The organism is Methylosinus sp. KRF6 (assembly GCF_018887255.1).
Lineage (GTDB): Bacteria > Pseudomonadota > Alphaproteobacteria > Rhizobiales > Beijerinckiaceae > Methylosinus > Methylosinus sporium.
Genome location: NZ_JAHLJF010000018.1, coordinates 1 through 13,058 on the forward strand (window position 1 = coordinate 1; position 13,058 = coordinate 13,058).

Genomic DNA, 13,058 nt, shown 5'->3' on the forward strand with positions numbered 1-13,058 from the left:
GCGCGCATAACCTATCATCATTTTTTTTCTACGTCCTCCCGCGCCGGAAGAACGCTGCCTCCGATACGGCCTTTCCTCGTTTTGACGACGACCATGCCCTTGACAAAAACGGCCAGAATTCGCGCGCACGGGCCCCACGATCGAAAACATCGAAATCCTCCTGACGTGCCCCGACGACATGTTCTCCGCTCGGCTCGATCGCATTACTGGACGTCAGGGCGCGCCCTCGAAGATCCGACGCACGGCGACGAACAGCAGGGGAACGAAGAAGATAGCGAGCGCTGTGGCCGCGATCATACCGCCCATGACGCCGACGCCGATCGCGTTTTGCGCGGCCGAACCGGCGCCTCCGGCGAAAGCGAGCGGCGCGACTCCGAGGATGAAGGCGAAGGACGTCATGACGATCGGGCGCAGCCGTTGGCGCGCCGCGAGCAGCGTCGCTTCGATCGCATCCATGCCCGCCTTTTGATGGTCGATCGCGAATTCGACGATCAGAATGGCGTTCTTGGCGACGAGACCGATCGTCGTCAGCAGGCCGACCTTGAAATAGACGTCATTGGCCTGTCCGAACATCAGCGCAGCGATGAGCGCGCCGAGCACGCCGATCGGCGCGCAAAGCATGACGGCGAGTGGGATCGTCCAACTTTCATAGAGCGCGGCGAGGCACAGGAAGACGACGAGGACGGAGATCGCATAAAGTGCAGTGGCCTGATTGCCCGAGAGCCGCTCCTGCCGCGACAGGCTGGTCCACTCATGGGAGAATCCGGGCGGCAGTCCGGCGATAAGACGGTCGATCTCCGTCATGGCGTCGCCGGAGCTGGCGCCGCTTCCGGCCTCGCCCTGCATCTGAACGGCGGGCGCTCCATTGTAGCGTTCGAGGCGCGGCGAGCCGAACGCCCAGCGGCCGGACGCGAAGGACGAGAAGGGCGCCATCTCGCCCGAAGCAGTTCGGACATGCCAGCGGTCGAGATCGTCGGGCTGCATTCGGAAATCGGCCGCCGATTGCAGATAGACCTTTTTGACGCGGCCGCGATCGATGAAGTCGTTCACATAAGCTCCGCCCCAGGCCGTCGACAGCGTGGCGTTGACGTCGGAAAGGCCGACGCCGAGGGCGCTCGCTTTGTCCTGGTCGACCTCGATCGCAAATTGTGGCGTGTCGTCCTGGCCGTTCGGCCGCACGCCGTTCAAGAGCCTGCTTCGCGCGGCGTCTGCGAGCAGATGGTCTCGCGCGGCCAAGAGCTTTTCGTGGCCGGCGCCGGTCATATCTTCGAGATAGAAATCGAAGCCGCTGCTCGTGCCCAATCCCTCGATCGCGGGCGGCGCCAGCACGACGACCTGCGCGTCGCGAATGCCGGTAAGCGCGGCCGTCGCGCGCTCCGTCACCGCCGTCGCCGACAGGTCGGACGCCTTGCGTTCCGAAAAGTCGCGCAAGCCGACGAACGCCATGCCGACATTCTGGCCGAGGCCGCTGAAGGCGAAGCCCCTCACGGTCATGACGCCATCGACGGCCTTGCCCTCCTGATCGAGGAAATAGCGCGTCACCTGATCGAGCGCGCGTTCCGTGCGGTCGCTGGTCGCGCCGACAGGCAGCTGCACGCTGACCATCAGATAGCCCTGATCCTCCTGCGGCAGAAACGAGCTCGGCAAGCGCGTGAACAGCGCGGCGACCGCGATCGTCATCACGGCGAGAGCGGCAAATCCACGTCTCGGGCGCCGCAGAACAGCGGCCGCGCCATCTCGATAGGCGTCGACGCCGCGTTCCATGTTGCGATCGAACCAACGGAACAAGCCGGCCTTCTCGGCGCCCGGCCTCGGCGGACGAAGAATTGTGGCGCAGAGCGCCGGCGTCAGGATCAGCGCGACGCCGACCGACAGCGCCATGGCCGACACGATGGTGACCGAGAACTGGCGATAGATGACGCCGACCGAGCCGCCGAAGAAGGCCATCGGCACGAAGACCGCGGACAAGACCGTCGTGATGCCGATGAGCGCGCCGGTAATCTCGCTCATGGATTTGACCGTCGCCTCGCGCGGCGACAGTCCTTCCTCATGCATGATGCGCTCGACATTCTCGACCACGACGATGGCGTCGTCGACCAGGAGTCCGATCGCCAGCACCATAGCGAACATGGTGAGCGTGTTGATCGAATATCCAGCGACCGCCAGAACGCCGAAAGTTCCGAGCAGCACCACCGGCACGGCGAGCGTCGGAATGAGCGTGGCGCGAATATTGTGCAGAAAGGCCAGCATGACGAGAAAGACGAGCGCGATCGCCTCGATCAGCGTATGCGTCACCTGCTCGATCGAGATTTTGACGAAAGGCGTCGTGTCGTAGGGATAGACCACTTTCACGCCTTCGGGGAAAGTCGGCGCGAGCCGATCGATCGCCGCCTTGACCGCCGCGGCCGTTCGGACCGCATTCGCGCCCGTCGCCAGATTAATGGCGAGGCCGGTCGCCGGCGCGCCATTGTAGGTCGAGGCGCTGACATAATCCTCGGCGCCGAGCTCGACGGTCGCGACATCGCCGATGCGAACCAGCGATCCATCGGCCGCGCTTTTCACGATGACGTCGCGGAACTGTTCCGGCGTCTGCAGGCGGCTCTGCGCCGTGACGGTGGCGTTGAGCTGCTGCCCTCTGCGCGCCGGCAGACCGCCGAGCTGTCCTGCCGACACTTGCGCGTTCTGCGCTTGAATCGCGCTCGCGACGTCGCTCGGGATCAGCGCATATTCGGCGAGCCTGTCCGGATCGAGCCATATGCGCATCGCATAGCCGGCGCCGAAGAGCTGCGTGGCGCCGACGCCTTCGACCCGCTTCAGCGTGTCGTTGAGCGCGCTCTTGACGTAATCCGACAGATCCGTGCCGGTCATCTTGCCGTCGGTCGAGACGAAGCCGACGACCATCAGAAAGGCGTTCGACGATTTGGTGACGGTGAGGCCATTGGACTGAACCATGGTCGGCAGAAGCGCGGTGACGAGCTGCAGCTTGTTCTGCACCTGCATCTGCGCCACATCCGGATTGGCGGCGTTGGTGAAGGCGAGGTTGATGTCGGCCTGGCCGGTCGATGTCGACGTCGAGGTCATGTAGTCGAGATGGTCGAGGCCGGTCATGCCTTGCTCGATGATCTTGGTCACCGAATTCTCGACCGTCCGCGCATCGGCGCCGGGATAGGTGGCGGTGATCTGGATCGTCGGCGGCGCGATCTCCGGATATTGCGAGACCGGCAGGCCGATGAGCGCCAGCAGGCCGCCGAGCATGACGACGATCGCGATCACGCAGGCGAAGATCGGACGGACGATAAAAAATGCGGAGATCACGCGCGTCAGCCTTTCGCCTGGATTTTCGTCGTCGTCGGCTCACGCTCGCGCAGCTCGCCGGTGGCGTCGTCGATCACGAGCTCGACGCCCGTTGCCTGCTGCCCGGCGCGCACGAGCTGCAGGCCTTCGACAACCACGCGGTCGCCGTCGCCGAGCCCCGCCGTGACCAGCCAATTATTGCCGACCGTCCTGCCGATGGAGAGCGCGCGCTCCTCGATCTTGTCGTCCTTGCCGAGCACCAGCGCCGTCGCCTGCCCCCTGACGTTGCGGGCGACCGCGCGCTGAGGGACGAGAAACGCGCCGGACGCGGCGCCTTCCTCGACGATCGCCCGGGCGTACATTCCCGGCAGAAGCAGTCGCGATGGATTGGGGAAAACTACCCGTACTGTCGCGGTCCCGGTCGTCTGGCTCACTTTGGCCTCGGTGAATTCGAGCCGTCCGGTCAGCGGATAGACCCAGCCATTTTCGAGCTTCAGCTTCACATCGACTTTGCGCTCCGACAATCGGATGCGGCCCTCGTCGATGGCTCGTCTCAGATCGAGCAAGGCGGCGCTCGATCGGGTGAGGTCGACATAGATCGGATCGAGCGTGCGGATGGTGGTGAGCGTGTCGGCCTGACCGGCCGTCACCAGCGCGCCTTGCGTCAGCGAGGATTTATCGGCGCGGCCGCCGATCGGCGCCTTGATCGTCGTATAGTCGAGATTGATCTTCGCGCTAGCGACATTCGCCTGAGCCGTCGCCACCTCGGCGTGCGCCTGGGCCAGAGTGGCGACAGCCTCCTCGAGATCCTGCGTGCTGACGGCGTTCTTTTTGATCAGCCCCTGGTAGCGCTCGACCTTGGCTCGAGCGCTGGGCACGGCGGCCTCGGCCTTCTGCAAGGCGGCGACGGCGCTGTCGTACGCGGCTCGAGAGGGGGCGGGATCGATCTGATAGAGCGGCGCGCCCTCAGCGACCTCACCGCCTTCCTGGAACAGCCGTTTCTGAATGATCCCCGCGACCTGCGGCCGCACTTCCGCCACCAGCGAAGCGACGATGCGGCCGGGCAGCTCGGAGGCGACGGCGACATTTCGAGGATGCAAGGTGACGACGCCGACCTTGGGCCGCACAGATGACGCCTTGCTTCGGTCGCTCGAAACGAAGTCGCATCCGGTGAGCGCGACGGCGGCGGTGAAGGCGGCGATCGTCGGGCGAAAATTCATGGGCGCGCTTTCGAGAAACTGGCTGGATCGCCTCGGCTGGAGCCGGGGCTAAAGATGTCTGTCTTCGATCGTGACCTACGCCGTCATTGTGCGTGGATCGTCCAGATTCGATGGAGATTTGGTGGAGGCCACTTAGCCTGAGCGGGCAAATGATTGCTGCTGTGTGTATGTTTCGTTACTGATAGTTGATGCTGATCCATCACGGCGGACGCAGCCTGGGAAGCATATTCGTTTGTCTGGAGGCGTGGTGCAGAAATCGATACAAACGATGTGGCGGCGCGTCAGCGTGATCACGGCAAATGATTCGCCATTGCAGGCGGGAGTATTCCTCCTGTCGTCGTTGCGGGATACGCGCGCATCGGCGATATGGTTGACGTTTCTGGAGTCTATCGAAGATAAATATCCTTTTGGCGCTGCTCCAACGCAATTGATCAAGAAACCATTCTTCAACTACGTCATTTATCATCTCTCACTCTCTCAGCGCGCGGCGATTTTAATGGACCACTATCGCCTACTTGACGACACTATTCCGTCTTTGATCGCCGTTTCTTGGGGTATATGGAGCGTAGATGTCGGTCTACTGCGCGGCAAGAACGGCGAAATTTATCGGCTGTCGCTGCGCCCCGCGGAGTATTGCCACAAAGAGGGGGAACTGAGTTTCGTATTGAGCGACGCGGCGGACGGTCTCGAACTCGCGAAACTGACCTTTGTGCTCGGCAAGGAAGATGATGGAGCGCCCTGCGTTCTGATCGGAGGATTGCAAGGACCATCGTCGCATTGCGGCCCGGATACCAAAGTGAGAATCGTGAAAGCGACGCGGGCTCTCTGGGGGCTGCGTCCCAAAATGGCTGTCTTCCTGGCGATGGCGACCTTCGCCCGAGCCATAGGAGCGCAGCGAATCCACGCCGTATCGAATGACACTCATTCGATCAATGCCGACGCCTGGTGGCAACGCCGGCGGATGCGTGCCGATTACGACGCGTTTTGGCTCGAACGCGGCGGACTACCCGCACGCGAGGGCTTCGTAATACCCGTGAGATTAGCGGCGAAATCGCAGAGCAAGCGACGTGAAGAGCAGCGGGCGCATATCGACGAGTTAGTGGGTCGACTTTTCATGGAAAAACTATGCCTGGATATCGACATTCGTGACACCCCCTCGATACCGGCAGATAAAAACTTTCAGGTTATCGGTCAAATATCACCGCAGGCCCATTTCTTTGCGGGATCTTCAGGATCATTTTTAACAGCCGGAAATTCAACCATATGTCGACGCGGGTGACCAAAGTCATTCCGCGGGACGACATTGTCCGATCTGCGATGACCGATGTAAGCCCAAACAGCAAGCCGCCGAGAGCTCGACAATGAACGAACTCGTTCTCATCGCCGACGACGAACCGGAAATCACCGCGATTCTGGAAGCCTATTTGGCGAGGGAAGGATTCCGAACCGTAAGTGCAGCAGATGGTCGGATTGCTCTCGATCAACATGCCATATTGAAACCTGACCTCGTCCTTCTGGATGTGAACATGCCGAATGTCGACGGCTGGGAGATGCTGACGGAATTGCGGCGTCGCGGCGACACGCCGGTCATCGTGATCACCGCGCTCGATGAGGACATCGAACGGCTTCAGGGGCTGCGTCTCGGCGCAGACGATTATGTGGTGAAGCCGTTCAATCCGGCGGAAATCGTCGCGCGCGCCAAAGCGGTTCTGCGGCGAACCAATGCGCGCGCCGACAGCCCCGTCCTGCGCATTGGCAAGCTCGAGATCGACCTGGAAGCCTATCTCGTCACGTTGCGATGTGGCGATACGGCGACATCGCTGACTCTGACGTTGACAGAATTCCGGCTCCTCGCGCATATGGCGAAATCGCCCTCGCGGACGTTCAGTCGCGGCGAGCTGGTCGACGCCTGCCTGCCCGGCGCCGACGCGCTCGAGCGGACCGTCGACAGTCATGTGAGCAATCTGCGCCGTAAGCTCGACGGGGCCGGCGCGACCGGCCTGATGCATGTCGTGCGCGGCGTCGGCTATCGGCTGGCGGCGCCATGAGCCGCCATCGCTTGAGCCGACAGATCACGCTGTCGATGAGCGCTGTCGTCGCCGTCGCGGTGATGATCGTTTTCGTCGGCTCCTTCACCTTCTACGGCATCTATCTGACCTACTACCCGCCGCCGCCCGGTCCCCTGCCACTTCTTCCCGAGGCGCCGGACTTCGTGCTGATCGCGGTCCTGCTGCTCGTTGCTCTCGTCATCGCGATCTTCGCTGCGCTTCGCTTGACGAAGCGGATTCTCGTTCCTCTCAATTCGCTCGCCGAAGGCGCGCGCAGGATCGCCGCCGGCGATCTCACGGCGCGGGCCTCGCCTGGCGACAGATCGCTGGGTGAAACGGCTCGACTGGTGGATGACTTCAATGCGATGGCGCAACGCCTCGAGGATAGCGTCGCGGCGATGGCCTCCTGGAACGCGGCGATCGCGCATGAGCTCAGGACGCCATTGACGATTCTACGGGGGCGGCTGCACGGCCTTGCCGACGGCGTGTTCGCGCCGAGCGACGAATTGTTCCGAAACCTCCTGTCGCAAGTGGAGGGCTTGTCGCGTCTCGTCGACGATTTGCGCATCGTCACATTGTCGGAGAGTCGGCGGCTGGAGATGCGTTTCGAGCCGACCGATCTCGAGCAGGAGATTCGGCAGGCCGTCGACGCCATGCGACCCGCTCTCGTAGAGGCCGGCTTCACGATTGAGCTCGATACCCGCCGAATCGTTCTGGCCTGCGACGGCGTTCGATTGCGGCAGGCGCTGCTCGCGCTTCTCGAGAATGCAAAGCGCTACGCGACGCCGGGGCTCTTGCGCGTTTCGACGCGAGTGGAGGAGGACGAACTCGTGATTGCCGTCGAGGATCAGGGGCCGGGCCTCGCTCCCGACTTCGCGCCCCATGCGTTCGACACATTCAGCCGGGCGGAAGCCTCACGCTCGCGTCGACATGGCGGCGCGGGCCTCGGCCTCTCCGTGGTGCGCGCCATAGCGGAGGCGCATCACGGCCGCGCGCAATACAGAGCCTCCGCCACCGCCGGCGGCGCGATCTTCGAGATCGTTCTGCCGCTCGCCCGAGCGCGCGATCGCATCGGCGGCGACGCGCCGGCCGAATAACGGCGCCGCCATGACGCTGATCGAACGAACATGGACAATCGAATGACCGCCACACCTGCAATGGACCGGCCCAATAGCGATTACGAGAAAGTCGCTGCAACGCATGTGTCTCTGCGCCGCGTTCTCGAGCTGTTCAGGCCTTACCGCGCCAAGATCGCAATTGTCGCCTCCCTGATGCTCCTCGGCGCGGGCGCGGGCATATCGTCGCCTTTTCTCTTGCGCGCAATCATTGACGAGGCTCTGCCCCGTTCCGATCTGCATCAGCTCATCGCGCTGGTGGTCAGCCTGCTGCTCGTCGCGGTCCTATCGACCTGCCTCGGCACGGCGCAGGTGATATTGTCGGTCAGGATCGGGCAAGCAATCATGCATGATCTGCGGGTGAGGGTCTATTCGCACCTTCAATCCTTGTCTCTCGCCTTCTTCACGGCGACGCGCGCGGGAGAGATTCAGTCGCGCATCGCCAGCGATATTTCCGGGCTGCAATCGCTCGTGACCACCAGCGCGAACGATCTAGCGCGGTCTACGGCCACAGTGGTCATGACCGCCGCGGCGATCCTGCTGCTCGAATGGCGGTTGGCTCTCTTCGTCTTTCTGATCGTTCCCGGAACGGTGGCGATCAGCAATCGGGTCGCGCGAATGCGCGAAAAGCTGCTTTTCGAGCAGCAAGAGCGCATCGCCGACATGTCGTCGGCAATACAGGAGACGCTTTCGATCTCCGGCGTGATCCTCGCCAGAACGATGAACCGCGGCGAGCATTTGTCGCATCGCTTCTCGCGCCTCTCCGGAGAGGTGGCGAAGCTCGAAGCTCGCGCGCATACGGCGGGCGAATGGCAATGGGCGCTCATCAACCTCGCGCTCTCCGTGCTTCCCGCGCTGACGCTGCTGGTCGGCGGACTGCTGATGCGAGTCGACACGCCGATCACAATCGGCACGCTCGTCGCAATGATCGCGCTGCAGGAGCAATTGTTGTGGCCGCTCGAGCAGCTTTTGGAAATCGCGCGGGAGATGCGAACGACCCGCGCGCTCTTCGCGCGGATTTTCGCTTATCTCGACAGACCGGTCGAGATCACGCAGCGCGCCGACATGGTCGCGCTCGACCGGGCCGACATGCGCGGCGCGGTCCGGGTAGACAATGTCTCCTTTTTCTATCCGGGCGCCGCGACTCCCGCTCTGCGCGATGTCTCCATCGACATTCCGGCCGGAGGCCATGTCGCCATTGTCGGCGCGACCGGTTCTGGAAAGACCACGCTCGGCTATCTCCTCGCGCGACTCTATGACGTGGACGCAGGCGTCATCTCCTTCGACGGCGTCGATATTCGCGCGCTTCGTTTCGAGACGCTCGCCGACATGCTCGGCGTCGTGACGCAGGAGCCCTATCTGCTCCATGCAACCGTCGCCGAGAATCTGCGCTTCGGCTGTTTGGAGGCGTCCGATGATCAGCTCGCGAGGGCCGCGCACGTCGCGCAGATCCACGAGACGATCATGGCCTTGCCCGACCGTTATGAGACGCTGGTCGGGGAGAGAGGCTATCGCTTTTCCGGGGGCGAGAAGCAAAGGCTGGCGCTCGCGCGCGTCATTCTCCGCGATCCGCCGATCCTGCTGCTCGACGAAGCGACCAGCGTCCTCGACGCCAAGACGGAGCACGCCATGGCGTCCGCGCTGGCTGCGCTATCGCAGGGACGCACGACCATCACGATCGCCCACCGCCTCTCGACAGTGCGGCAGGCCGATCAAATCATCGTTTTGCAGAAGGGCCGGATCGTCGAACGCGGCACGCATGACGAACTCGTTTCGCAAGGACGAACCTATTCGGAGCTGGTGATGCGGTCGCATCTCGATCGGCAAGACGCGTGACACCTCTGCAGAGCCTTTGCTTCTCATGCACGCACTGGATTCAAGCCGCCATCCCGCTCTTTCGAGCATACAACTGCTCCGCCTGGAGATGCGTATATCGACGAAGCATCTTCCAGGCTCGATAGCCGATGATCAACGCCACTTGTTCGATCGAAAAGCCTGCCGTTGCGATCCGCATTGTCTCCGATCGCACGACCCTGCCGCTCAATCTTCATGGCCTGAAGGGTCCGGAGCTGTTCGCAGGCGTTTATATGTCCCGCGCTCGACTTGCCGCGTGGCGTGCGGGCGCGCCGGATCCCATCCGGCCCATCGTCATCGGCGGTCATGGAGTTCCGGACTGGGCCGACGAGGGCGAGGTTCGTGCGACCGGGGTTCCGTTCAGGACGCCGGACGCCGACGCGCAGATCGCTGCGGCAAGGCAAGGGATCGGCATCACCAAACTGCCGTGTTTCGTCGGAGACGCCGATTCCCTATTGGAGAGGGTGCCAGGTACCGACCTACACCTGTATGGACCGGTTTGGCTTCTCATTCAGGGGGAGACACGCAAGACGAAGCGGGTGCGGCTCTTCACCGAGTTCGTGTCTCGCAGACTCGCCGCGCAGTCTCCTCTTCTCGCGGGGCTGTCGCTATCGCGCGACCGACGCCCGGCACTCGCCATCGACGCTTGCAGTGGACATGTGTCGGCGATGCCGCCGCGTGCGAGCGTGTCCCTCCCGGCGTGATGTAAGGACGAGATCCTAGATCTGCACGAATTCGCCTGCGCGCCACAAGGCGGCGCAGGCGTGGTGGAAATGCGCGCGAAGAACGAACGCTTCGGCGACGGGACTGGAGCGAAGCCGCGCGTCGAAGCGCGCGAGGGCGAGGGCGTCCGACGCGCTCTCGAAGGGCGCCTGCAGGCGCTCGAATGAAACAGATCCGGGAAGATCTAACCCCATTTCAATTCCACGCGAATCAAGACCATTATCAATCGACCTCGATTTTAGCTTGAGTTATAGATGATACTATTTTCTCTTTCGCCGACCGCATCGAAATGCGTCGGCGCGGCCGACCGAAAGCAACCCTCGGAACGGCTCCGAAGGCGGGCTTTCGGTCCGCAAATTGACGAAAAGCGCTATTTTTCCGGCCTTTCGAGGCTCGCCAGCAATGCCACGGCGGCGAACATCGGCCTTCGGATGCGTTTCCAAACGACCGATTTGTGATGTCATCAAATTCTGCAATATATGTTGCAAACTCTAGGCGTTTCGTGATATCAACCTGACAAATGCAACAGATGCCCGCGATCCAGGCCAAAAACCTGAAGGAACTCGCTCTCGCCGTCGCTCGCGACCGTGGGATTGCGCGTTCGCGGGATTTCGAAGCCGCCGGAATCCCGCGTATCTACCTTCAACGCCTCCGAGACGAGGGACTGCTCACGCAACCGGGACGTGGCCTCTACGCACTCGCAGACGGCCAAATCAGCGCACATCACAGTCTCGCCGAGGCCGCCAAATCCGTTCCTTCCGGGGTCATCGGACTGCTGTCGGCCCTGCAGTTCCATGAGCTGACGACCCAGCTTCCGCCCCAGGTCTGGATGCTCCTGCCATCAAAGGCATGGTCGCCGAGGCGACCGCCCGTCACATTGAAGATTCTTCGCGCCAGCGGTGAGTCGCTGAAAGCCGGAGTCGAGCAGCAGCTCGTCGATCGGGTGGTTGTCCCCATTACATCGCCCGCGAAAACGGTCGCCGATTGTTTCAAGTATCGCGGCAAAATCGGCCTCGACGTGGCTATCGAGGCGCTACGGGACTGCATGACGAAAAAGCGGGCCACGCGCGACGAAATCTGGCGTTATGCCGCCATTGATCGCGTCCAGAATGTCATGCGACCCTATCTGGAGGCGCTTTCGTGACCCGAGAGCCGCTCAAAAATCTCCCGGCCTCGGTGCGAGACCGGCTGACCCAGCGTGCGCGGGCCGCCGGCGAGAATGTTCAGCTGATCCTGACCCGCTACGCGATCGAAAGGCTCCTGTATCGACTGAGCGCTTCGCAGCATCGAGAACGGTTCATCCTGAAGGGCGCTATGCTCTTCAGCCTGTGGGCGCCGACGCCTTATCGCGCTACCGGCGATCTCGATCTTCTCGGGACAGGCAACCCCGAGCTCGAACAATTGATCTCCGTCTTTCGAGCAATTCTTCAGGTCGAAGTCGTCGAAGACGGCGTCGCCTTCCGACCCGACACTTTGCGCGCCGAGCCGACCCGATCACAAGACGAATATGCAGGCGTACGGATTTTATTCGACGCCTCGATCGCCAATGCTCGGCTGCCGATCCAGGTGGACATCGGGTTCGGCGACGCCGTCATCCCTGCCCCGCAGGAGATCGAGTATCCGTCGCTGATCGGAATGCCAGCGCCGAAACTCAAGGCCTACCCGCCAGAGACTGTTGTCGCGGAAAAACTCGAGGCTCTCGTATCGCTCGGCGTGGCCAACAGCAGGATGAAGGATTTCTACGATCTCTGGGCGATCAGTCGGACCTTCGCGTTCGATGGGGTGGTGCTGACCAAAGCCATACGCGCGACATTCGAGCGCCGCGGAACGACGCCGCCGACCGAAATTCCATTCGGACTTTCAGAGGCGTTCGCCACGGATCCGGTGAAGCAAACGCAGTGGCAGGCCTTCCTTCGGCGCACCGAGGTCGCGATGGCGCGGGGGCCGCTGAACCAAATTATCCCGTCGATCGCCGCATTTCTGATGCCGGTCTTTCTGTCCGCCGCTGACGGACAGACCAGTCTTGGAAAATGGCCAGTCGGCGGGCCTTGGGGAGATTGACCCATGCCCCTGATCGGCTACGCCCGCGTCTCGACCGAGGATCAGGTCACGGACGCGCAGACCGATGTGCTGAAGGCGGCCGGCTGCGTCGAGATTTTTCGCGAGCATATGTCGGGGGCGAAAGCCTCGCGGCCGGAACTCGCCAAGGCCCTTTCGCGGGTGCGCCGCGGCGACGTGCTGGTCGTCGCGCGGCTCGATCGTTTGGCCCGCTCGCTGTCGCATCTCCTCGCCCTGATCGCCGAGCTCGACGCCAAGGGCGCGCATTTCAAATCGCTCGCCGATCCCATCGACACCACGACCCCGCAGGGCCGGTTCGCCCTGCAGGTTCTCGGCGCCGTGGCCGAGTTGGAGCGCGCCCTGATCCGCGAGCGCACCAAGGACGGCCTGCGCGCCGCCAAGAAGCGCGGCCGCATCGGCGGCAACCCAAAACTGCGCGCCGGCGACCGCGACGCCATCCAGCGCATCGTCGACGCCAAGGCGGCGAATTATTTCGAGCGCGTCAATCGAACGGCCGAACATTGGTTGCCGGTCGTCCGGCAAATGCGCCCGGATCACCGCTGGCAGGATGTCGTGCGCGTGCTCAACGCCAAGCGCGATGGCGTCAGCGGCGCTCCCCTGCCCCAATGGACCGTCGAGCGCCTCAAGCGCGCGGTCAAATGTTTCGTCGCCGAGGGATTGATCGAGCCCTGTGCCGCGCGACAATCAAGGTGAGAGTCCAGCGTCAATCAGGATGAGAATCGCGG

The 13,058-nt window shown here is 62.8% G+C and carries 10 protein-coding genes and 1 pseudogene; 8 read left to right on the plus strand and 3 right to left on the minus strand.

The window, feature by feature from the left end; all coding sequences use genetic code 11:
• Positions 1-213 precede the first annotated feature (213 nt).
• Both KP010_RS21925 and KP010_RS21930 read right to left on the minus strand, forming a co-directional pair.
• Positions 214-3,312 carry an efflux RND transporter permease subunit gene (locus tag KP010_RS21925; protein WP_216281800.1) on the minus strand — a complete coding sequence of 1,033 codons (3,099 nt, stop codon included), beginning with the start codon at positions 3,310-3,312 and terminating at the stop codon, positions 214-216.
• An 8-nt stretch (positions 3,313-3,320) separates the two neighbouring features.
• A complete protein-coding gene (locus KP010_RS21930; RefSeq protein WP_216281790.1) occupies positions 3,321-4,514 on the minus strand; it encodes an efflux RND transporter periplasmic adaptor subunit in 1,194 nt (397 codons plus the stop codon).
• A 247-nt stretch (positions 4,515-4,761) separates the two neighbouring features.
• Here KP010_RS21930 and KP010_RS21935 point away from each other — a divergent pair, with 247 nt between their 5' ends.
• The 5 genes and pseudogenes from KP010_RS21935 to KP010_RS21955 all read left to right on the plus strand — a co-directional run.
• Entirely contained in the window at positions 4,762-5,793 is a 1,032-nt protein-coding gene (locus KP010_RS21935; protein WP_216281792.1) for a DUF535 family protein, read from the plus strand.
• Positions 5,794-5,875: 82 nt separating this feature from the next.
• Positions 5,876-6,562 (plus strand): response regulator, encoded by a 687-nt coding sequence (locus tag KP010_RS21940; RefSeq protein WP_216281793.1) that lies wholly within the window; start codon positions 5,876-5,878, stop codon positions 6,560-6,562.
• Positions 6,559-7,659 carry an ATP-binding protein gene (locus KP010_RS21945; RefSeq protein ID WP_216281795.1) on the plus strand — a complete coding sequence of 367 codons (1,101 nt, stop codon included), beginning with the start codon at positions 6,559-6,561 and terminating at the stop codon, positions 7,657-7,659. The genes KP010_RS21940 and KP010_RS21945 overlap by 4 nt, the downstream gene beginning before the upstream one ends.
• 42 nt (positions 7,660-7,701) lie before the next feature.
• On the plus strand, positions 7,702-9,513 hold the full coding sequence (locus KP010_RS21950; RefSeq protein ID WP_253203982.1) for an ABC transporter ATP-binding protein: 1,812 nt from the start codon (positions 7,702-7,704) through the stop codon (positions 9,511-9,513).
• A gap of 164 nt (positions 9,514-9,677) precedes the next feature.
• Positions 9,678-10,235 (plus strand): annotated as a pseudogene (locus KP010_RS21955) (hypothetical protein); the annotation flags it as partial.
• Between the two features lie 15 nt (positions 10,236-10,250).
• On the opposite strand, the gene KP010_RS21960 reads toward KP010_RS21955, so the two are convergent.
• Positions 10,251-10,448, minus strand: coding sequence for a hypothetical protein (locus KP010_RS21960; RefSeq protein WP_253203983.1), 198 nt, complete (start codon positions 10,446-10,448; stop codon positions 10,251-10,253).
• A 326-nt stretch (positions 10,449-10,774) separates the two neighbouring features.
• Between KP010_RS21960 and KP010_RS21965 the strand changes: the two genes are divergently transcribed.
• From KP010_RS21965 to KP010_RS21975, 3 genes are read left to right on the plus strand one after another with little or no spacing between them, the layout of a single operon-like run.
• Positions 10,775-11,398 (plus strand): type IV toxin-antitoxin system AbiEi family antitoxin domain-containing protein, encoded by a 624-nt coding sequence (locus KP010_RS21965; RefSeq protein ID WP_207783543.1) that lies wholly within the window; start codon positions 10,775-10,777, stop codon positions 11,396-11,398.
• 32 nt (positions 11,399-11,430) lie between these two features.
• Positions 11,431-12,315 carry a nucleotidyl transferase AbiEii/AbiGii toxin family protein gene (locus KP010_RS21970; RefSeq protein ID WP_371824255.1) on the plus strand — a complete coding sequence of 295 codons (885 nt, stop codon included), beginning with the start codon at positions 11,431-11,433 and terminating at the stop codon, positions 12,313-12,315.
• Positions 12,316-12,318: 3 nt separating this feature from the next.
• The gene (locus tag KP010_RS21975) at positions 12,319-13,026 is read left to right on the plus strand and encodes a recombinase family protein (RefSeq protein WP_305799966.1); all 708 of its coding nucleotides are present in this window, start codon (positions 12,319-12,321) and stop codon (positions 13,024-13,026) included.
• Positions 13,027-13,058: the final 32 nt, after the last annotated feature.

Coding starts and splice junctions, on each gene's coding strand:
- KP010_RS21930 (WP_216281790.1), bottom strand. CDS start 4,514: ATGAATTTTCGCCCGACGATCGCCGCCTTCACCGCCGCCGTCGCGCTC.
- KP010_RS21940 (WP_216281793.1), top strand. CDS start 5,876: ATGAACGAACTCGTTCTCATCGCCGACGACGAACCGGAAATCACCGCG.
- KP010_RS21945 (WP_216281795.1), top strand. CDS start 6,559: ATGAGCCGCCATCGCTTGAGCCGACAGATCACGCTGTCGATGAGCGCT.
- KP010_RS21950 (WP_253203982.1), top strand. CDS start 7,702: ATGACCGCCACACCTGCAATGGACCGGCCCAATAGCGATTACGAGAAA.
- KP010_RS21960 (WP_253203983.1), bottom strand. CDS start 10,448: ATGGGGTTAGATCTTCCCGGATCTGTTTCATTCGAGCGCCTGCAGGCG.
- KP010_RS21965 (WP_207783543.1), top strand. CDS start 10,775: ATGCAACAGATGCCCGCGATCCAGGCCAAAAACCTGAAGGAACTCGCT.
- KP010_RS21975 (WP_305799966.1), top strand. CDS start 12,319: ATGCCCCTGATCGGCTACGCCCGCGTCTCGACCGAGGATCAGGTCACG.